Annotated in this window: 22 protein-coding genes; 13 read left to right on the top strand and 9 right to left on the bottom strand. The window is 62.1% G+C overall.

The features are described 5' to 3' along the window. Positions 1 to 110: 110 nt before the first annotated feature. Complete coding sequence (hisB, locus tag MF606_RS20955; protein ID WP_240233908.1) at positions 111 to 713, bottom strand: imidazoleglycerol-phosphate dehydratase HisB; 603 nt, start codon at positions 711 to 713, stop codon at positions 111 to 113. 127 nt (positions 714 to 840) lie between these two features. Here hisB and hslV point away from each other — a divergent pair, with 127 nt between their 5' ends. From hslV to hslU, 3 genes are read left to right on the top strand one after another with little or no spacing between them, the layout of a single operon-like run. Then, positions 841 to 1,401 (top strand): ATP-dependent protease subunit HslV, encoded by a 561-nt coding sequence (gene hslV, locus MF606_RS20950; RefSeq protein ID WP_240231260.1) that lies wholly within the window; start codon positions 841 to 843, stop codon positions 1,399 to 1,401. Beyond that, the gene (locus MF606_RS20945; RefSeq protein WP_240231259.1) at positions 1,398 to 1,916 is read left to right on the top strand and encodes a GNAT family N-acetyltransferase; all 519 of its coding nucleotides are present in this window, start codon (positions 1,398 to 1,400) and stop codon (positions 1,914 to 1,916) included. Before hslV ends, MF606_RS20945 begins: the two co-directional genes overlap by 4 nt. Next, complete coding sequence (gene hslU, locus MF606_RS20940; RefSeq protein ID WP_240231258.1) at positions 1,913 to 3,223, top strand: ATP-dependent protease ATPase subunit HslU; 1,311 nt, start codon at positions 1,913 to 1,915, stop codon at positions 3,221 to 3,223. Before MF606_RS20945 ends, hslU begins: the two co-directional genes overlap by 4 nt. Positions 3,224 to 3,394: 171 nt before the next feature. On the opposite strand, the gene MF606_RS20935 is transcribed toward hslU, so the two are convergent. The 4 genes from MF606_RS20935 to MF606_RS20920 form a co-directional block, all read right to left on the bottom strand. After that, positions 3,395 to 3,883: a hypothetical protein gene (locus MF606_RS20935; RefSeq protein WP_240231257.1), complete on the bottom strand. Its 489-nt coding sequence runs from the start codon at positions 3,881 to 3,883 to the stop codon at positions 3,395 to 3,397. Positions 3,884 to 3,945: 62 nt separating this feature from the next. Then, positions 3,946 to 4,317: a helix-turn-helix domain-containing protein gene (locus tag MF606_RS20930; protein WP_240231256.1), complete on the bottom strand. Its 372-nt coding sequence runs from the start codon at positions 4,315 to 4,317 to the stop codon at positions 3,946 to 3,948. Then, the gene (locus MF606_RS20925) at positions 4,314 to 4,892 is read right to left on the bottom strand and encodes a Smr/MutS family protein (protein ID WP_240231255.1); all 579 of its coding nucleotides are present in this window, start codon (positions 4,890 to 4,892) and stop codon (positions 4,314 to 4,316) included. Before MF606_RS20925 ends, MF606_RS20930 begins: the two co-directional genes overlap by 4 nt. A 30-nt stretch (positions 4,893 to 4,922) precedes the next feature. Further along, positions 4,923 to 5,639 (bottom strand): Tim44/TimA family putative adaptor protein, encoded by a 717-nt coding sequence (locus MF606_RS20920; protein WP_240231254.1) that lies wholly within the window; start codon positions 5,637 to 5,639, stop codon positions 4,923 to 4,925. A 160-nt stretch (positions 5,640 to 5,799) separates the two neighbouring features. Here MF606_RS20920 and MF606_RS20915 point away from each other — a divergent pair, with 160 nt between their 5' ends. Together MF606_RS20915 and secB are read left to right on the top strand one after the other, a co-directional pair. After that, positions 5,800 to 6,255: an FxsA family protein gene (locus tag MF606_RS20915; RefSeq protein ID WP_240231253.1), complete on the top strand. Its 456-nt coding sequence runs from the start codon at positions 5,800 to 5,802 to the stop codon at positions 6,253 to 6,255. Positions 6,256 to 6,337: 82 nt separating this feature from the next. Then, positions 6,338 to 6,859: a protein-export chaperone SecB gene (secB, locus tag MF606_RS20910; protein WP_240231252.1), complete on the top strand. Its 522-nt coding sequence runs from the start codon at positions 6,338 to 6,340 to the stop codon at positions 6,857 to 6,859. 50 nt (positions 6,860 to 6,909) lie between these two features. Here secB and dnaQ read toward each other — a convergent pair whose 3' ends face one another. From dnaQ to MF606_RS20890, 4 genes are read right to left on the bottom strand one after another with little or no spacing between them, the layout of a single operon-like run. Beyond that, a complete protein-coding gene (dnaQ, locus tag MF606_RS20905) occupies positions 6,910 to 7,629 on the bottom strand; it encodes a DNA polymerase III subunit epsilon (protein ID WP_240231251.1) in 720 nt (239 codons plus the stop codon). After that, positions 7,626 to 8,222 carry a dephospho-CoA kinase gene (gene coaE, locus MF606_RS20900; protein WP_240231250.1) on the bottom strand — a complete coding sequence of 199 codons (597 nt, stop codon included), beginning with the start codon at positions 8,220 to 8,222 and terminating at the stop codon, positions 7,626 to 7,628. The genes dnaQ and coaE overlap by 4 nt, the downstream gene beginning before the upstream one ends. A 2-nt stretch (positions 8,223 to 8,224) precedes the next feature. Next, complete coding sequence (locus MF606_RS20895) at positions 8,225 to 9,055, bottom strand: shikimate dehydrogenase (protein WP_240231249.1); 831 nt, start codon at positions 9,053 to 9,055, stop codon at positions 8,225 to 8,227. Next, the gene (locus tag MF606_RS20890) at positions 9,052 to 9,645 is read right to left on the bottom strand and encodes a Maf family protein (RefSeq protein ID WP_240231248.1); all 594 of its coding nucleotides are present in this window, start codon (positions 9,643 to 9,645) and stop codon (positions 9,052 to 9,054) included. Before MF606_RS20890 ends, MF606_RS20895 begins: the two co-directional genes overlap by 4 nt. Positions 9,646 to 10,087: 442 nt before the next feature. Between MF606_RS20890 and hemE the strand changes: the two genes are divergently transcribed. The 8 genes from hemE to MF606_RS20850 all read left to right on the top strand — a co-directional run bounded on the left by hemE (position 10,088) and on the right by MF606_RS20850 (position 18,892). Beyond that, on the top strand, positions 10,088 to 11,113 hold the full coding sequence (gene hemE, locus MF606_RS20885; RefSeq protein ID WP_240231247.1) for a uroporphyrinogen decarboxylase: 1,026 nt from the start codon (positions 10,088 to 10,090) through the stop codon (positions 11,111 to 11,113). A 31-nt stretch (positions 11,114 to 11,144) separates the two neighbouring features. Beyond that, complete coding sequence (gene hemJ, locus MF606_RS20880) at positions 11,145 to 11,573, top strand: protoporphyrinogen oxidase HemJ (protein ID WP_240231246.1); 429 nt, start codon at positions 11,145 to 11,147, stop codon at positions 11,571 to 11,573. Positions 11,574 to 11,904: 331 nt separating this feature from the next. Continuing rightward, positions 11,905 to 13,170: a transcription termination factor Rho gene (gene rho / locus MF606_RS20875; RefSeq protein ID WP_108461779.1), complete on the top strand. Its 1,266-nt coding sequence runs from the start codon at positions 11,905 to 11,907 to the stop codon at positions 13,168 to 13,170. A gap of 112 nt (positions 13,171 to 13,282) precedes the next feature. Continuing rightward, positions 13,283 to 14,575 (top strand): tRNA uridine-5-carboxymethylaminomethyl(34) synthesis GTPase MnmE, encoded by a 1,293-nt coding sequence (gene mnmE, locus MF606_RS20870; protein WP_240231245.1) that lies wholly within the window; start codon positions 13,283 to 13,285, stop codon positions 14,573 to 14,575. Between the two features lie 105 nt (positions 14,576 to 14,680). Beyond that, positions 14,681 to 16,543 carry a tRNA uridine-5-carboxymethylaminomethyl(34) synthesis enzyme MnmG gene (gene mnmG / locus MF606_RS20865; protein ID WP_240231244.1) on the top strand — a complete coding sequence of 621 codons (1,863 nt, stop codon included), beginning with the start codon at positions 14,681 to 14,683 and terminating at the stop codon, positions 16,541 to 16,543. Beyond that, complete coding sequence (rsmG, locus tag MF606_RS20860; protein ID WP_240231243.1) at positions 16,543 to 17,184, top strand: 16S rRNA (guanine(527)-N(7))-methyltransferase RsmG; 642 nt, start codon at positions 16,543 to 16,545, stop codon at positions 17,182 to 17,184. Before mnmG ends, rsmG begins: the two co-directional genes overlap by 1 nt. Before the next feature lie 24 nt (positions 17,185 to 17,208). After that, positions 17,209 to 18,009: a ParA family protein gene (locus tag MF606_RS20855; protein WP_240231242.1), complete on the top strand. Its 801-nt coding sequence runs from the start codon at positions 17,209 to 17,211 to the stop codon at positions 18,007 to 18,009. Positions 18,010 to 18,019: 10 nt separating this feature from the next. After that, entirely contained in the window at positions 18,020 to 18,892 is an 873-nt protein-coding gene (locus tag MF606_RS20850) for a ParB/RepB/Spo0J family partition protein (RefSeq protein ID WP_240231241.1), read from the top strand. Positions 18,893 to 18,913 lie beyond the last annotated feature (21 nt).

The raw sequence follows: 18,913 nt of genomic DNA, 5'->3' as shown, positions 1-18,913 counted from the left end.
TTCCGGCGCAGGCCGGAATCCATCTTGAGATCTCGGGATGGACCCCTGCTTGCGCCGGGGTGACACCGTGTCTGTGGCTGAATTAGTGCAAAAGGCCGGAAAACAAAAGCCTACAGCGTGCCCTTGGTACTCGGCACCCGGTCACCCACGCGCGGATCGATCTCCACCGCCACCCGCAAAGCCCGCGCGACAGCCTTGAATATCGACTCGGCCAGATGGTGGTTGTTGTCGGTGTAGAAGTTTTCGATGTGCAGCGTGATGCCGGCATTCATGGCGAAGGCCTGGAAGAATTCGCGGAACAGCTCGGTGTCCATCTCGCCGACCTTGTCGCGCGAGAACTCGGCCCGGAACACCAGGAACGGCCGGCCGGACACGTCCAGCGCCGCGCGGGTCAGCGTGCCATCCATGGGCAGGTCAGCCGAGCCATAGCGGCGGATGCCGCGTTTATCGCCAAGGGCCTTCGAAATGGCCTGGCCCAGCGCGATGCCGACGTCTTCGGCCGTGTGGTGGAAGTCGATGTGCAAGTCGCCCTTGCAGCTCACGTCCATATCGATGAGCGAGTGGCGGCTGAGCTGGTCGAGCATGTGATCGAGAAAGCCGATGCCGGTCGCCATGGCATGCGCACCCGACCCGTCGAGGTTTACCGAGACATTGATCTCGGTCTCGTTGGTCTTGCGGGCGATGGTGGCGGTGCGCATGGCGGTCTCCAGAATAGAGCGGCTCAGTAGCAGATAGGCACAACCTCGTGAAGATTGGGTTGAGGCGGACAAAACCCGCACGCATTGCATTCCTGGGCCGGTCTCCTAAATATCAGCCAACAGTTCGGAGTACCTTCCCAAAATGAGTGACAACAATTTCCCCGGCTGGCACGGGACGACGATCGTTTCCGTGCGCAAGGGCAATAAGGTCGTGGTGGCTGGCGATGGCCAGGTGTCCATGGGCCAGACGGTGATGAAGCATGGCGCCAAGAAAGTGCGGCGCCTGGCCGGTGGCAAGGTGATCGGCGGCTTTGCCGGCTCCACCGCCGATGCCTTCACTTTGTTCGAGCGCCTCGAGGCTCGTCTCGAGCAATATCCCGACCAGTTGATGCGCGCCGCCGTGGAACTGGCCAAGGACTGGCGCACCGATCGTTACCTGCGCAAGCTCGAAGCCATGATGATCGTGGCCGACAAGAAGGAAACCCTGGTGCTGACCGGTACCGGCGACGTGCTGACCCCTGATCATGGCGTCACCGCCATCGGTTCGGGCGGCAATTACGCCCTCAGCGCCGCGCTGGCCCTTCATCAGGCAACCGATATGGATGCCGAAGAAGTCGCCCGTCGCGCCATGAAGATCGCCGAGGAAATCTGCGTCTATACCAATGGCAATGTGACCCTCGAAGCTATCGAGCTCGACGCGTGAGCTATTCCATCCGACCCCTGACGCCGGAAGATGCCGAGGCCTATCGGGAGTTGCGGCTGGAAAGCCTTAGGCAGCATCCGGAGGCCTTTGCCTCCACCTATGAGAGTGCGGTGCAGCGGCCCGACAGCGCCTGGCGTACGACACTGGAACAGCTGACCTTCTTCGGCGCCTTTGCCGATGAGGGCCGGCCCGTAGGTCTGGTCGCGTTCGACCAGAGCGACGGCGACAAGGACAAACATCGCGGCTGGTTGCTGCAAATGTATGTCCGGCCCGAAATGCGGGGCACCGGTTGCGCCCAGGCGCTGGTCGAAACGCTGCTCGAGCATGCCCGTGGCAAGGTGCTGCAGGTGCATCTGGGGGTCTGGTCGGAAAACCAGCCGGCGATCCGGCTCTACGAAAAGACGGGGTTCGTGACCTACGCCACCGATCCCCGGGCCTTTTATGTCAACGGTCGATTTATCGATGACCACTTGATGGTGCGCTTCCTGGATAAGGCACCTGGAGACTACAAATGAGTGAAACCAATTTCTCCCCGCGCGAGATCGTCAGCGAGCTCGATCGCAATATCGTCGGCCAGAATGACGCCAAGCGCGCCGTGGCCGTGGCCCTGCGCAATCGCTGGCGCCGGCAGCAGCTCAGCCCCGAGCTGCGCCGCGAGGTAACGCCCAAGAATATCCTGATGATCGGGCCGACCGGCGTCGGCAAGACCGAGATTTCGCGCCGCCTGGCGCGTTTGGCGCAGGCTCCGTTCATCAAGGTGGAAGCCACCAAGTTCACCGAAGTGGGCTATGTCGGCCGCGATGTCGAACAGATCATCCGCGACCTGGTCGAAGCCGGCATCGCCGTTTTGCGCGACAAGCGCCGCGCCGATGTCCAGGCCCAGGCGCATCAGAATGCTGAAAACCGCGTGCTCGACGCGCTGGTCGGCAATTCGGCGGCACCTTCGACGCGCGATAGCTTCCGCAAGAAGCTGCGCAATAACGAGCTCGACGACAGCGAAATCGAGATCGAGATGACGCCGTCGACCAATACCGGCGGCTTTGAAATCCCTGGCATGCCCAATGGGGGCATCGGCATGATCAATCTTTCCGACATGTTCAAGTCGGCGATGGGCGGGCGCGGCGTCAAGCGCAAGATCAAGGTCAAGGATGCCTATGAGCCCCTGATCGCCGAAGAGGCTGACAAGCTGCTCGATCAGGAACAGCTCAAGAGCGAAGCCATCGAGCTGGTGGAAAACCACGGCATCGTCTTCATCGACGAGATCGACAAGGTTGCCGCCCGCGATGGCGGCGCGCAGGGCGGTCCGTCGCGCGAAGGGGTGCAGCGCGACCTGCTGCCGTTGATCGAAGGCACCACCGTTTCCACCAAATATGGTCCGGTCAAAACCGACCATATCCTGTTCATCGCTTCGGGCGCTTTCCATGTTTCCAAGCCCAGCGACCTGCTGCCGGAATTGCAGGGCCGCTTGCCGATCCGCGTCGAGCTCAAGGCACTGACGCGCGAGGATTTCATCCGCATCCTCAACGACACCGAGGCGAGCCTCATCAAGCAATATGTGGCGTTGATGGGCACCGAAGGCGTGACGCTGGACTTTACCCAGGACGCCATCGAGGCCATTGCCGATGCGGCGGTCAAGGTCAACAATTCGGTCGAGAATATCGGCGCCCGGCGCCTGCAGACGGTGATGGAGCGGCTGGTCGAAGACATCAGCTTCGAAGCCCCCGACAAGCAGGGCCAGACCATCACCATCAACGCGGCCTTCGTCGCCGAGAAAGTGGGCGTCCTGGCGGCCGATCAGGATTTGAGCAAGTTCGTGCTGTAGGCCATCGCACCGCTCCCTCTCCCCTTGAGGGAGAGGGACGACCTGACGCGTTCAGCGGAAGGTCAGGGTGAGGGGTGCTGCGTCCAGGCATGCCCAGAGACGCAGAAGAGACCCCTCATCCGCCCTTCGGGCACCTTCTCCCTCAAGGGGAGAAGGGAAGACCAGCTACAATCAGAGCAACGCCGAAATTCGTGCATCGCTCAGCGAATGCAGGCACGCATCGCGGGCCTGGCTCAATGCCGGGTCCATCACGGCGGCGACTTTCACCAAGGCCTGATCGATGAACTTCACCGCATCGGTCACCGACACCTCGACATCGTTGGCCGCGCAGATATCAGCGGCGGAATAGTGATCGTTGGTCAGCACGTTCAGCACGCCTTGGGGGTTGGCACGCAGCGCTCGCGAAAGCGCAATGCTAACGCCTTCGGCAGCATCGGCATCGGCGCCGGGCGCCAGCAGCGGCACGAGATCGATCCAGCCGCGGTCGCCGGCTTCGACATGGGCCAGGAACGCCGTCCAGGACGGCTCATCAAGCGATTGCACCACCGCCCTTGCGTCCTGCCCTTCAAGCAGGGCCAGAATAGCGCTGGGCGTCAGATCGGCGGATAGGGTGGGCATGGTCAACGCGGCAAGGATGGCCGCGACACTCAAAGTGCGCATGGGAACCTCCTCCAGCATAGGCGCCTAAAATACGCCTCCGCCCGAGGGTTTGCCAGCGTCTCCTAGGGTCGCGGCTTGCTGGAGCGGCGGACCAGTTCGGTGTGCAGAAACCTCAGATCCTCGGCGTCGAGCTTGCCGATATCGGCAGCCAGCCGATTGGTCAGCTCGGTCGCCTCGGGCACCAGGCCCCCGGTGTCGATGGTGACCTTAGGATCGCTCATCTCGGCCAGGCGCTGCAATTCTTCCGCCTCGTCCCAGATGACGTTGAAGAAGGCGATCATGCGATGGAGCAGAAATCCGGTCGGCCGGCCGCGGTGACCATGCTCCAGCGCCGACAGATAGGCGCTCGACACATTGAGCGCCGTGGCCATTTCCTTGAGAGAAATGCCGCGCGCCTCGCGCAGTTCACGGATCTTGGCGCCGAGCGGGGTCATAGGCGACGCAGGCGTACATACCACGCCCCCTCTCCGCCATGGCCGCGCGCGGCCACGCTCCAGCCCGACACCAGGGGCGCCAAACTCGGTTCGCTCAGCCAGATCGGCAGCATGGTGCGCAGGATGCCGCGCTCGCTCATGGCGGCGATGTAGTCATTGTCGGTCTTGAGGCCCTTGCCGGTGATGACGAGGATGGTGCGGTCACCGCGCCCGACGCGGGCATGGAGGTAGCGGTGCAGGGCACCGCGCGCCTCGTTCTGGGTCATGCCGTGCAGGTCGATGGTGCCATCGATCTCGATGCGGCCGCGCCCGAGCTTCCGGCGGATAGATGGATCGACTGCCTTTTCCGGCAGGGAAGCCGAGGGCAGGGGTGCCTGATAGGGCGGCAGGAAAGGTTTTCGCGGAGTCTGCCGGGCGGGCGGCGCCTTGATGACGGTCGCGGCCGGCTCGTCCACCGGCAGCGGCAGCGGCCCTAGTTTCAGCAGACCCTTGCGCCGCAGCGGATCGACCGTGGATGCCACGGCCGTCCACAGGTGGAAGTCGTGCGGCAGGCGCTTTGGGTCACGCTTGGACATTGCAATGAACCGGAAACCCGCCGCCTCAGATCAGTCGAGCTGGCTGGTGGTGACGACTTTCCAATTGGGGTCGCGCGACTTGGGGTTGCGCGCAAAGGTCCATTCGTCGGCGATGGTCTGCACCTGGTCGGCATTGCCATCGACCAGATTGCCGTCCTTGTCACGCGTGGCCGAAACCACTTCGGCATGGAAGCGGACGGTGATCAGCACGTTCTTCTTGTCGTATTCGGCGTCGGAGATTTCGATCTTAGGCAGGCCGACAAAGGTAAAGTCCACCTTCTGGCCGGCAGCCTCGCGATCAGCGATGGCGCGCTGGAAGCCCTCGAACACGTCCTTTTCGAGCAGGTTCCGGAGCATGGCCCGATCGCCGCTGGCATAGGCGGTGACGACCATCTCATAGGCCTGCTTGGCGCCATCGAGGAAGGATTTGGGGGTAAAGCTGGGGTCGGCCTCGGCGACAGAACGGAAGCCGGCGGCCAGTTCGTCATTGCCCTTGGCGAATTGCTCGATTTCGGCGTCGAGCTTGCGGCTGCGCCGTTCGTCATCGAGGTCAGGATTGCCGGCGCCGCGCGGACGCATCGGCACCACGGTTTCATCAGTGGGCGCCACGGCGTCGGCCGGCTTGCGCCGCTCGACCGGTGGGCGTTCATTGCCGGTCCGGGTGCCCAGCACCGACCGCAACCGAAACAGCACGAAAACCGCCACGGCGATCACGATGAGGGTGGGCAGATCGAAGAATTCGTCCATGGGCAATGCACCTTACCGTCGGCTGCGTCGATAAATGACGCGGGAACGCTCGCTGAGCGGAACAATTGACCTATATATAGGCAAAGGCTCACCCCAAAACCAGTTCACAAGGGGGCGAGTACCGTTTTGTCGCGCCAAACGCGAGAAGGAAATCCAGACCTTGGGACGATTTATTGCTCTTGGCCTGATCGCATTGCCGATCATCGAGATCGCTATCTTCATCAAGGTGGGCCAGACCATTGGTCTGTTGCCCACTTTGGCACTGGTCATCGGCGCGGCCATACTGGGCGGCGTGCTGCTGCGTTATCAGGGCCTGTCGGTGATCGGGCAGCTGCGCAGCAATGTTAATTCAGGCCGCTTGCCGGGCAAGACCATAGCCGACGCGATGATGATCGGGCTGGCGGCGCTGTTCCTGGTGCTGCCGGGTTTTCTCAGCGATGTGGTCGCGCTCGCCTTGCTGCTGCCGCCGGTGCGAAACTGGATCTATGCCGGTCTCGCCAGCCGGGTAACGGTGGTCAATACCAGCGGCTATGGCCCGGCGAACGATCCCTATGATCCCCGCATCAAGGGACCGGGCACGATCGATCTCGACGAGGACGATTACCGGCCGCAGTAATCGTCGGGTGGGCCTACTGCTTGTGAGCGCCCGGCAAAGATGCTAGCCAGCCGCAACGTTTTTTTCGGCAAAGGATCCGAATATGTCTGACGAGACCCAGGGCGGCGCAGCAGCAGCACCGGCCAATCCGCCCTCGATGAACATGGTTGGCCAGTATATTCGCGACCTCTCGTTCGAAAATCCGGGCGCGCCGGGCTCGATCATGGCCGGCGGCGGCAATCCGGCGTTCAACGTCTCGATTTCGGTGGCGGTCAAGAAGCAGGCCGACGACATCTATGCCGTCGAGCTGACGCTCAATGCCAAGGCCAACCGCGAAGCCACCGTGCTGTTCAACGTGGAACTGGTCTATGGCGGTGTGTTCCGCCTCAAGAATGTGCCGGAAGCGACGCTCAGCCAGTTGCTGATGATCGAATGCCCGCGCCTGATTTTCCCGTTTGCCCGCCAGGTCCTGGCCAGCGTCACCCAGCAGGGCGGTTTCCCGCCACTGATGATGGAGCCGGTCGACTTTGCCGCCATCTATCGCCAGAATCTGGCAGCCCTTGCCGCCAAGCAGGGTGCAGGCCCGCTGACGCCTCCGACCAATGGCAGCGGCCAGCCGAACTGATTTTCCGTCTATCGGAACGACAAAGCCCCGGACCAGCGCCGGGGCTTTTGTTATTCGGCGGCAGCCGTGTGGCCCTCACCGGCATATTGCGACCAGATGGCCTCGTCGCCCATCTTCGCGACTAAAGCGGCGTGGGCGGCCAGTTCCGCCTCGGTAACGCGCGGCGCCAGCGGTACCGGACGGCGGGCGGCGATGGTGCGGGTGGCAATGGCGTCGGCGCCCGAGACTCGGGTCTCGGCGATCAGGGCCAGGCTTACCTGCTTGCCACCGATCAGCTCGAGATAGACTTCAGCCAGGATCTCGCTGTCGAGCAGGGCGCCGTGGAGGGTCCGGCGGGAATTGTCGATGCCGTAATGCTTGCAGAGCGCATCCAAGCTGACGCGAGCACCGGGGTGCTTGTCGCGCGCCAGCATGACGGTATCGATCACCGTATTGGTCAGCCGACCCTGGCCGGCCCGCTCAAGCTCGGCATTGAGAAAGCCCATATCGAAGGGCGCATTGTGGATGATCAGGGTGGCGTCGCCGATAAAGGCGCGAAAATCCTCAGCCACGGCCTTGAAGACCGGCTTGTCAGCGAGGAATTCGTCGCTCAGTCCATGTACCCGGAAAGCCTCTTCGGGCATGGAGCGCAGCGGATTGATATAGACGTGATAGTGCCGGCCGGACGGGATGTGGTTGATCAGTTCGACGCAGCCGATTTCCACCAGCCGATCGCCGGTCGCCGGCGACAGGCCTGTGGTTTCGGTATCGAGCACGATCTCGCGATTCAAATTCCTGGCCCTTTGGCTCGAATGGCCGCCACCAGCGCAGCGACCATGTCGCGGGTCTTATCGACCGGTATGCTGGTATCGAACAGGTAGGTGGCACGTGCCTTCTTTTCGGCCTGCGACATCTGGCGGGCAAGGATGCTGTTGAGCTTTTCCCCGCTCATTCCGGGTCGCGCCAGGGCACGCTGCCGCTGGATCGCCTCGTCCACCCAGGTGACGCCGACGGCGTCGAAGCCATAGTCATAGCCGCTTTCGAACAGCAGCGGCACTTCCACCACCGCCAAGGCGTGGCCGTTCGCCTCGGCCTTATCCATGAACCGGGCGATACGAGCACGCACCAGCGGATGCACCACGGCCTCGAGCCGCTTGAACCCGGTGGGGTCGGCGGCCAGCTTTTGCGACAGCGCCGTCTTGTCGATGATGCCGTTCTTGGCGACACCGGGAAACAAAGCTTCGACAGGCGCCACGGCCTCGCCGGCATAGAGTTCGGCCACGGCCTCGTCGGCGGAAAACACCGGTACGCCAAGATCGGCAAAGGCTCGGAGCACGGTGGATTTGCCGGTAGCAATCGATCCGGTAATGCCGATGCGCCACATGCTCAATGCTCCAGCGTCGCTTCGATCCGAGCCTGCAGCGCCGTGTTGACCGAGGGGCGGATGCCGAACCAGGCTTCGAAGCCCGGCACTGCCTGATGCAGCAGCATGCCCAGCCCATCGACCGTTCGCAGTCCCAGCGCCCGCGCATCCGCCAGCAGCGGCGTTTCCAGCGGCACATAGACAATGTCAGTCACCAAGGCGTCGGGACGTAGCAAGCCCAGATTGATGCCGTCGAACCGGCTGCCATGCATGCCGATCGATGTCGTGTTGACGACAAGGCCCGCGGCCGGTGCGATATCGTTGAAGGCATCGAGCTCGGCCACGCTGATATTGCCCGGCAGTTCGGCCGCCAGGCGGTCTGCGGTGGCCCGCGTGCGATTGAGCAGGATGATCGAGCCTATGCCCCGGCTCTGTAGCGCCACCAGCACGGCGCGCGAGGCGCCACCGGCGCCCAGGACAATTGCGGTTTCGAGGCCATCGGACCAACCTGGGGCCCCGGCATCGAGATTGCCCAGGAAGCCCAGATAGTCGGTATTGGTGCCGTGCACCTTGCCGCGTTCGACGATCAGCGTGTTAACGGCACCAATCGTGGTGGCCAGCGGATCGACGCTGTCGCACAGCGCGAACACCGCTTCCTTATGGGGAATTGTTACATTGCCCCCGGCAAATTCCCCCGAGCGAAGGCGCTCGAAAAAGCCTGACAGGGCCTCGGGCGCGACGTCGATGGCATCATAGCGGCCATCAATCCCGTGTTCCGCCAGCCAGGTACCGTGGATCAGCGGTGAGCGGGAATGGGCGATGGGGTGGCCGATGACGAAGGCTTTACGGGTCACGTCAGGGTCTCGGGGGCGAAGCTGCGCAATGCCGCCAGCAACGGCAGCAAGGGCAGGCCCAATATGGTGAAGTAGTCGCCGGTGACGGTTTCGAAGAGGCGGATGGATGGGCCCTCGAGCCGATAGCCGCCCACCGAAGACAATATCGCCGCGCCCTCGCGATCGAGCACGTCGTCGCGCTCGGTATCGGAAAAATCGCGCATGGTCAGCTCGGCGGTCTGCACATCGGCCCACAGAATCTCGCCACCGCGCGCTAGGCTCACTGCCGCATGCAGGCGATGCGTCTTGCCCTTGAGGCGATCAAGCTGCATGACCGCGGCCGACCGATCCTCCGGCTTGTGCAAAAGCTCGGTGCCCAGGCTCAGGGTCTGGTCGGCGCCAATGACAAAGGCACCCTTATGGGCAGCGGCAACGTTCGCCGCTTTCTTCTGCGCCAGCAGCAAAGCGACGTCGCGACCATCGCCGCCAGCCTCGATTGCGGCTGTTTCGATGGCCCGCTCGTCGATGTCAGCCGGTACACTGGAAAAGTGCAATCCGGCCTGCTGCAGCAAGGCTTTGCGGGTCTGACTCTGCGACGCAAGGATCAACATGGATCAGATGTTTTCCACACTGTCATCCCCAGCTCAAGCCCGCGCTGTGACAATGACTCATGACTTTGGCGAAGCCGCCAACTTGTTCGACTTGGTTACCAAAACATTAACAGGCCGACTTCTGTGGTCTCGTGACCAGGGCTATGGATAGGTCTGGGGAAAAGCTCGAAGGAGGCAATACCCGCCGCCAAGCGCTTTTGCACAGCGGCACACGAATCATTGACTCCGGACTCGGCCAGTTAACGCCTCGTTAACTATTGTCGGGCATGCGCCGTGGCAAATCACTCACAGACCCCGTTAACACCACGTTTACCATAAGCCTGCGCGCTTGTGCCGCCACCATGCCGATTGTGGAGAGCGCTGAATTGGCCCAAAACACCGCCATGATGATACAAATACTAAGTCAGAAAGACTCTTTTGGGGTTTGGAAGGGAAGGACGTGGTGACCCACAAACCTCTGCTGGCAACCGTTTTAGGAGAACGTCAGGAACGGCCGCCGATCTGGATCATGCGCCAGGCTGGCCGCTATCTGCCCGAGTATCGAGAGATCCGGACCAAGGCGAAGAACTTCCTCGAACTCTGCTACACGCCGGACCTTGCAACCGAGGTGACGCTGCAGCCACTGCGGCGCTTCGATCTCGATGCTGCGATCCTCTTCTCCGACATTCTGGTGGTACCCGATGCACTGGGACAGTCGGTTCGCTTCGAGCAGGGCGAAGGACCGGTTCTCGATCCAGTTTCTGCCGAAAGCATTGGGGCACTCAAGCCGGAACGGGCTTTGGACCATCTGGCGCCGGTGCTGGAGACCGTGCGGCGGCTACGTGCAGCGCTGACCCCGGAGAAGACGCTGATCGGCTTCTGCGGCTCTCCCTGGACGGTCGCGACCTATATGATCGGCGGACGCGGTTCGACCGATCAGGCCGCCGCGCGTCTTTTTGCCTTGCGTCATCCGGACGCCTTCGCCGCGCTGATCGATATCCTTGTCGCCACCAGCATCGATTATCTGGTGGCGCAGCTCGAAGCGGGCGCCGATGTGGTGCAGCTGTTCGAAAGCTGGGCGCTGAACCTTGATGACCAGGCTTTTGAAGCGCGGGTGATCGAACCCAATCGCCGGATCGTCGACGGTGTGCGGGCGCGCGTGCCCAATGCGCCGATTATCGGCTTTCCGCGCGGTGCTGCCGGCAATCTGGCCAACTATGCCGCGCGAACGGGTGTCAACGCGCTGGGTCTCGACTACGCGACACCGCTCGATTTTGCCGCAAGGCACCTGCCTGCCGATTTGCCGGTACAGGGCAATCTCGATCCACTTCGGCTCGTGGCCGGCGGTGCACAGCTCGATGAGCGGATCGACGCCATCCTCGCTGCCTTCCAGGGCCGCCCGCATATCTTCAATCTGGGCCACGGCATCGTTCCGGAAACGCCGATCGAGCACGTGGCCGGGCTGGTGGAGCGGGTCAAGAATGGCTAGTGCCGGATTGAACTGTTGAGGAGTTCAAAGAATGTACGAATGGGTCAAGGCCCTGCACGTTATCTCGGTTATCGCCTGGATGAGTGGCATGATGTATCTGCCGCGCCTGTTTGTTTATCACGCCCAGTCCGAAGTCGGTTCCGACAAGTCAGAGACGTTCAAGGTCATGGAGCGGCGGCTCTATCGCGGCATCATCACGCCGGCGATGATCGCCACCTGGGTCTTCGGCCTGTGGCTGGCCTTCGGCTTCGGCATTGTCGATTTTTCGATGGGCTGGATGTGGCTCAAGGCGGCGCTGGTTATCGCGCTGAGTGGGATTCACGGGTGGTACGGCTCGCTGCTGCGGTCTTTCCAGCAGGACAAGAATACCAGGCCGCATACCTTCTTCCGGGCGATCAACGAAATCCCGTTCGTCATCGCCATCATCATCGTCATCGCCGTGATCGTTAAGCCGTTCTGAAACCACTATCCACTGCGCGTCACCCTCGGGCTTGACCCGAGGGTTCCGTATGTTGTGACTGCCATTGATCCGAGTTGCCACTCGAGCATAGCTCCCATGGCCTTCTCGCCTCAAATCGCTCCACCGGAGCGATTTGCCCTGCGGGACGGGCTCGAAGTTTCACGTGAATCGCCCGGCACTGCGCGGTTTCAATCTTGAAACTGGCCCCGGATCACGCTACATCAGCGTCAACGCATCCCAAAAATGAGCGGACCTCCCCGGTCGCTGCGCGGTGCCTACCCCTCCCAAATACGACTAGCCTCCAGATTTCCCTCAAGGGTTTATCCGCTACATGCAGAATATGAAGCTCAGCGAGCTCAAGGCCAAATCCCCGGCCGAACTTTTGGTGTTCGCCGAAGAACACGAGGTCGAGAACGCCTCGACCATGCGCAAACAGGAATTGATGTTTGCGATCCTCAAGGAACTGGCCGCCCAGGAAGTGGACATCACCGGCGAAGGCGTCGTTGAAGTTCTACCCGACGGTTTCGGTTTCCTGCGTTCCCCGGACGCAAACTATCTCCCGGGTCCCGATGATATCTATGTCAGCCCATCCCAGATTCGCCGTTTTGGTCTACGGACCGGCGATACGGTCGAAGGCCAGATCCGGTCTCCCAAGGATGGCGAGCGCTACTTCGCGCTGCTCAAGGTCAATACCATCAATTTCGAAGACCCCGAGGCGGTCCGCCACAAGGTCAACTTCGACAACCTCACCCCGCTTTACCCCGAAGAACGGCTCCGCATGGAGCTGCCCGATCCAACCCTCAAGGATCGCTCGGCCCGCCTGCTCGACCTGGTGGCGCCGCTCGGCAAGGGTCAGCGCGCGCTGATTGTTGCGCCGCCGCGTACCGGTAAAACTGTACTGTTGCAGAATATTGCACAGTCGATCGCGACCAATCACCCGGAATGCTATCTGATCGTGCTGCTCATCGACGAGCGGCCGGAAGAAGTGACCGATATGCAGCGCTCGGTGCGCGGCGAAGTCATCTCCTCGACCTTCGATGAGCCAGCATCGCGCCACGTCCAGGTCGCCGAAATGGTGATCGAAAAGGCCAAGCGCCTGGTCGAACACAAGCGCGACGTGGTTATCCTGCTTGACTCGATCACCCGCCTTGGCCGCGCCTACAACACCGTCGTGCCAAGCTCCGGCAAGGTGCTCACCGGCGGTGTGGATGCCAATGCCTTGCAGCGCCCGAAGCGCTTCTTCGGCGCCGCCCGCAATATCGAGGATGGCGGTTCGCTGACCATCATTTCCACGGCGCTGATCGATACCGGCTCGCGCATGGACGAAGTGATCTTCGAAGAATTCAAGGGTACGGGCAACTCCGAAATCATCCTGGATCGAAAGGTCGCCGACAAGCGCATCTTCCCGGCGCTCGACATCACCAAGTCGGGCACCCGCAAGGAAGAGCTGCTGGTCGAGCCGGATATCCTCAAGAAGATGTATGTCCTGCGCCGCATCCTCAATCCAATGGGGACGATTGACGCCATGGAATTCCTGATGGACAAGGTCCGCCAGACCAAGACCAATTCAGACTTCTTCGACTCGATGAACACCTAACAGGCGTAGCCTGTTGTATTTAAAGGGCGGCCGGCGCAAGCAGGCCGCTTTTTGCTTTACTCGCCGGGGGGTATGTTGGCGCGCCGCTGTTTGATTACCTCCTGGTAGCTCGATGACCCATACCGACACCATCGTTGCCCTTTCCTCCGGTGCCCCGCCATCCGGCGTTGCGGTTATTCGATTGTCCGGCCCCCGCACACGCGAGCTGCTTGAGAATGTAAGCGGTGCTATTCCCACCCCTCGAAACCTGTCACTCCGCCCGATAGGCCGTGAATCACTTCTCGACCGTGGTCTTGTTGCCTGGTTCCCGGCGCCACACAGTTTCACCGGCGAAGACTGCGGCGAACTGCAGGTCCATGGCTCTCCTGCTGGCGTCCGCGCCATCCTCAACCTGCTGACATCGATGGGCGCGCGCTTAGCCGAAGCCGGCGAGTTCACGCGTCGCGCCTTTGAAAATGGCAAGCTGGATCTCGTCGAGATCGAAGGGCTGGGCGACCTGCTGGAGGCAGAAACAGAAAACCAGCGCCGGCAGGCCCTTGCGCGGTTCGAGGGTGGTCTGTCGCAGCGGATCGATGGCTGGCGCGATCAGTTGCTCGATCTACGGGCGGAAATTGAGGCGCGGCTGGATTTCTCCGATGAAGGCGACGTTGCCGATGCCCTGCCGGCCACATTCGGTGACAGCATCACGGCATTGCGGACCGACATTGGTGCCGCGCTCGCGTCGATCGAACATGGGCGTATCGTCCGCGAGGGCATAAGAGTGGCGCTGGCCGGTGCACCCAATGTTGGAAAATCCAGCCTGCTCAACGCCTTGGCCAAATCAGACATTGCAATCGTGACCGATGAGGCGGGCACGACGCGCGATGTGCGCGAGGTGCCGCTCGATATTGGCGGGCAGCTCTATCTGTTGCTCGACCTTGCGGGTCTTCGTGACACCGATAGCAAGGCCGAAGCCGAAGGCGTCCGGCGCGCGAGACTGGCGATTGACCAGGCGGATATCGTACTTTGGCTGGTGGCGCCCGATATCGCGGGCGCTATTCCGACCACGCCATCTCAGAAACACATTCGCGTCGGCACCAAGCGCGACCTTGCAGAGGTAAGCGACGTGGATGTCTCGGTGTCGGCATCCTCGGGCGAAGGGCTCGCGGAACTGCTGGCCCGGATCGAGTCTATCGGTGGCACTCTGGCGACGGGCGAACCGGCCCTGCTTAGTCGTGAGCGTGACCGCGTCGCCCTCAGTGAGGCCGTTGGCGCCCTCGACGCTGCGAGCCGACAGCTCGCCATGCCCGAACTCGCGGCCGAGAGCCTGCGAATAGCGTCACAAGCCCTCGAACGACTGGTTGGGCGGCTCGATGCCGAACGCGTGCTCGATCGCCTGTTTGCGAGCTTCTGCATCGGCAAATGATTCACGTGAAACACGCTGGACTGGTGGCTTGAAGCGAGCGGCCAGCACCGTGGAATTGATTCACGTGAAACATTGGCCTATTGAGCCGTCCTGGAGAGACTTACCATGACCGACTATGCCGTCATCGTTGTAGGGGGTGGTCACGCCGGCTGTGAGGCTGCCGCGGCCTCCGCGCGTCTGGGCGCTGCAACGGCACTGGTGACTCACAAGTTCGCCACGATAGGCGAAATGAGCTGCAATCCGGCCATTGGCGGGCTGGGCAAGGGCCATCTGGTTCGCGAGATCGATGCGCTCGACGGTCTCATGGGCCGTGTTGCTGACCAGGCCGGCATCCAGTTTCGCGTCCTCAACCGACGCAAAGGGCCGGCCGTGCGCGGGCCCCGTGCTCAGGCCGACCGCAAGCTCTATCGTCAAGCCATGCAAGCGGCGATCAGCGCTCAGCCCAATCTCGACGTCATCGAGGGTGAGGTCGACGATATCGAGGTCACTAACGGCGTGGTGTCCGGGGTTATCCTGCTCGACGGCCGTCGCATCGGCACCAAGGCGGTGGTACTGACCACTGGCACTTTCCTGCGCGGCCTTATCCATCGCGGGGAGGAAACGACGCCGGCAGGGCGGGTTGGCGAGAAGCCGGTCCTGGGTCTCTCCACTCGACTTGAAGCGTTGGGCCTGCAACTCGGTCGGCTGAAGACTGGTACACCGGCCCGTCTCGACGCCACCACCATCAACTTTTCTGTGCTCGAGGAGCAGCCTGGAGACACGCCGCCCGAGGCCTTCTCCTCGCTGACGCGCGCCATTACCACGCCGCAGGTTTCCTGCCATATTACGCGGACGACGGCCGAAACACATCGGATCATCTCGGAAAACCTGCATCGTTCCGCCATGTATTCCGGCCGCATCCAGAGCCGCGGCCCGCGCTATTGCCCGTCGATCGAGGATAAGGTGGTCCGCTTCGCCGATCGCGACAGCCACCAGATTTTCCTTGAGCCTGAAGGACTTGATGATCCGACCATCTATCCAAATGGTCTGTCCACCTCGCTCCCGGCGGACGTACAGGAGGCGTTCCTGCGCTCCATGCCGGGGCTGGAAAATGTGCGTATTGTTCGCCCCGGCTACGCGATCGAGTATGACTATGTCGATCCCCGCGAACTGCGTGCCACGCTCGAGGTGAAGCGCCAGCCCGGGCTCTATCTTGCCGGCCAGATCAACGGCACCACCGGGTACGAAGAGGCCGGCGCGCAGGGGCTACTGGCCGGCGCCAATGCCGCACTGGCCGCCGCCGGTCGTGGGCCTATGATCTTATCTCGCACCGAGAGCTATCTTGGCGTCATGGTGGACGACCTGGTGACCCGCGGCGTGTCCGAGCCTTATCGCATGTTTACCTCCCGGGCCGAGTTCCGGCTCCATCTGCGCGCCGACAATGCGGATCAGAGGCTCACGCCGCTTGGCGTCAGCAACGGCCTGGTGCAGGAAGAGCGGCGTGAAATGTTCGGTCGCAAGGCCATAGCGCTTGAACATGGGCGCGCACTGCTGACGACGCTCAAAACCTCGCCAAACGCGGCACGCAAGGCCGGCATTGCGGTCAACGAGGACGGAAAATCCCGTTCGGCGTTCGACCTGCTTTCTTATCCCGACGTCAATCCGGATGACGTGATCCGGCTGTGGCCAGAAATTGGCGCCATCGATAGCGGGGTCATCGAGCAGCTCGTGGTCGACGCGCAGTATGCTGTATATCTCGACCGCCAGCGCGACGACATCGATGCGGTGCGACGGGACGAGCAACGACCGATCCCCGAAACGATCGACTATGCGGCGATTCCGAGCCTATCGATGGAGTTGCGGCAGAAGCTGGCGCAGCACCGGCCACAGACCATCGCGCAGGCCCAGGCCATGGACGGCATGACGCCGGCCGCCATCACACTGCTCCTGGCAGTGATTCGGCGCGGCGAACTCCGCAAGGCGAGTTGATGCTGGATCCAGTCGAACGTTATGCCAGGTATTTCACCCGGCCGCTCGCCAGTGTGGCTGCGGATTTGGAATCCTATGCCCAGTTGCTGCGCAAATGGCAGGCGGTGCAGAATCTTGTTTCACGTGAAACACTGGATGAGGTTTGGACGCGGCATTTTGCCGACAGCCTGCAAGTTCTCGCGCTGCTTAAGGCCGAGGATCAGACGTTTCTGGACCTGGGCAGCGGCGGAGGATTTCCTGCACTGCCGCTGGCTATCGCTTTCAAAGGCAGCAACCGCCATTTCACGCTTGTCGAACCGAATGGGCGAAAGGTCAGCTTTCTGCGGACAGTGGCCCGAGAACTTGGCCTGCTGGTCGTCGTTGAAGGCGCGCGCAGCGACCAGATTGATTCACGTGAAACACCGGCGCCGGATGTCATCACGTCGCGCGCGCTGGCCTCGCTCCCGCAATTGTGTAGCTGGATGAGCCCGTTCTTCGCCCCGCAAACGCGGGCGATCCTGCACAAAGGCAGGGAACATGTTGAAGAACTCACGGAAACGGCTACGCGCTGGGACTCCGACGTGCTAATAACACCAAGTGATGCCGATCCAAGCGGTGTCCTGCTCACGCTCTCGAATTTGCGTGCGAAAACAGTTAGTTAGCGGCGAACGAGCTGGAGGCCTGTTGTGGCGCCCCGTATCCTGACACTGGCCAATCAAAAGGGTGGCGTGGGCAAGACCACGACCGCCATCAACCTCGCAACGGCGCTTGCCGCCATTGGCGAGCGCGTGCTCATCGTCGATCTCGACCCTCAAGGGAACGCCTCGACGGGCTTGGGCATCTCGCGCACTGATCGCGAAGTGTCATCCTACGATTTGCTGGTGGGTGAGGCCACTGTTGCGCAGTCGGCCATCATGACTAGCGTGCCAAACGTTGCCATCGTGCCGTCGACCATGGACCTGCTGGGCGTCGAACTGACCATTGCCGGCCAGGCCGACCGCGCCTTCAAGCTGCGCAACGCCTTCAAGCAGCTCGGCGATTTGACTATCAACGACAAGCCGGTGAGCTACATCCTCATCGATTGCCCGCCGTCGCTGAATCTGCTGACCGTCAATTCTCTGGTTGCTGCCGACGCGGTACTGGTGCCGTTGCAATGCGAGTTCTTCGCGCTGGAAGGCCTTAGCCAACTCCTTCAAACCATTGAACAAATTCGATCCACGCTCAATCCGCGCCTGTCCATCCAGGGCGTGGTCATGACGATGTTCGACAAGCGCAACAACCTCTCCGAGCAGGTTCTGCAGGATGTGCGTAACGAAATGGGCGCGCTGGTCTACGATACCGTCATTCCGCGCAACGTCCGCCTGAGCGAGGCGCCGTCCTACGGCAAGCCGGCTCTGCTCTATGATTTGAAATGTGCCGGCAGCCAGGCCTATCTGCGACTGGCGACCGAAGTGATCCGCCGCGAGCGGCAGCTCAACGCGGCATAGGAGGCCGTCCATGAACGATAGACCCACACGACTCGGCCGCGGGCTGGCAGCCCTGATCGGCGACATGGCGACCATCGAGGGCGCCCGGGTCACCGAATCGGGCGGCGTCAAGCGCTTGCCGGTCGAGTTCATCATTGCCAACCGGGCCAATCCCCGGCGCACGTTCGATAGCGAGCAGCTCGAAGAGCTGACCAATTCGATTCGCGAAAAGGGTGTGATGCAGCCCCTGCTGGTCCGTCCCAGCAATGATCCCAACATCTTCGAGCTGATCGCCGGCGAACGCCGCTGGCGCGCGGCGCAGAAGGCTGGCCTGCACGACGTGCCGGTCATCGTGCGCGATGTCGGCGACAAGGAAGCGCTTGAACTCGCCATCATCGAGAACGTTCAGCGTGCCGACCTCAATCCGCTTGAAGAAGCAATGGGTTATGGGCAGCTGATCGAACAGTTTGATTATACCCAGCAGGATCTGGCCCAGGTGATTGGCAAGAGCCGGTCGCATGTCGCCAATACGCTGCGGCTGTTGCGCCTGCCCGAGGACGTGCGCGACATGGTGGCGAGCGGTACCCTGACCGCCGGCCATGCCCGCACGCTGATTACCGCCGAGGACCCGGCTACGCTGGCCCGGCAGATCGTGTCGGGTGGTTTGTCGGTGCGAGAGGCGGAAGCGCTGAGCCAGCAGCGCGATGTGGCTGGTAAGAAGCCGGCTGCTTCGAGCCAGCCCGATCGCGATCCCGATACGCTGGCGCTGGAGCGCCGCTTGTCGGACGCGCTTGGTCTGTCGGTATCCCTGGCCCATGGCGAGCGCGGTGGCAAGCTTGAGATTCGCTACAAGACGCTGGAGCAACTCGACGGCATCTGCCTCAAGCTCACCGGGTCAAGTTAGCGTTTCACGTGAAACGCCGGG

The organism is Devosia lacusdianchii (assembly GCF_022429625.1).
Lineage (GTDB): Bacteria > Pseudomonadota > Alphaproteobacteria > Rhizobiales > Devosiaceae > Devosia > Devosia lacusdianchii.
Note: the sequence above shows the minus strand (reverse complement) of the source record. Positions and strands in the feature narration are given on the sequence as shown.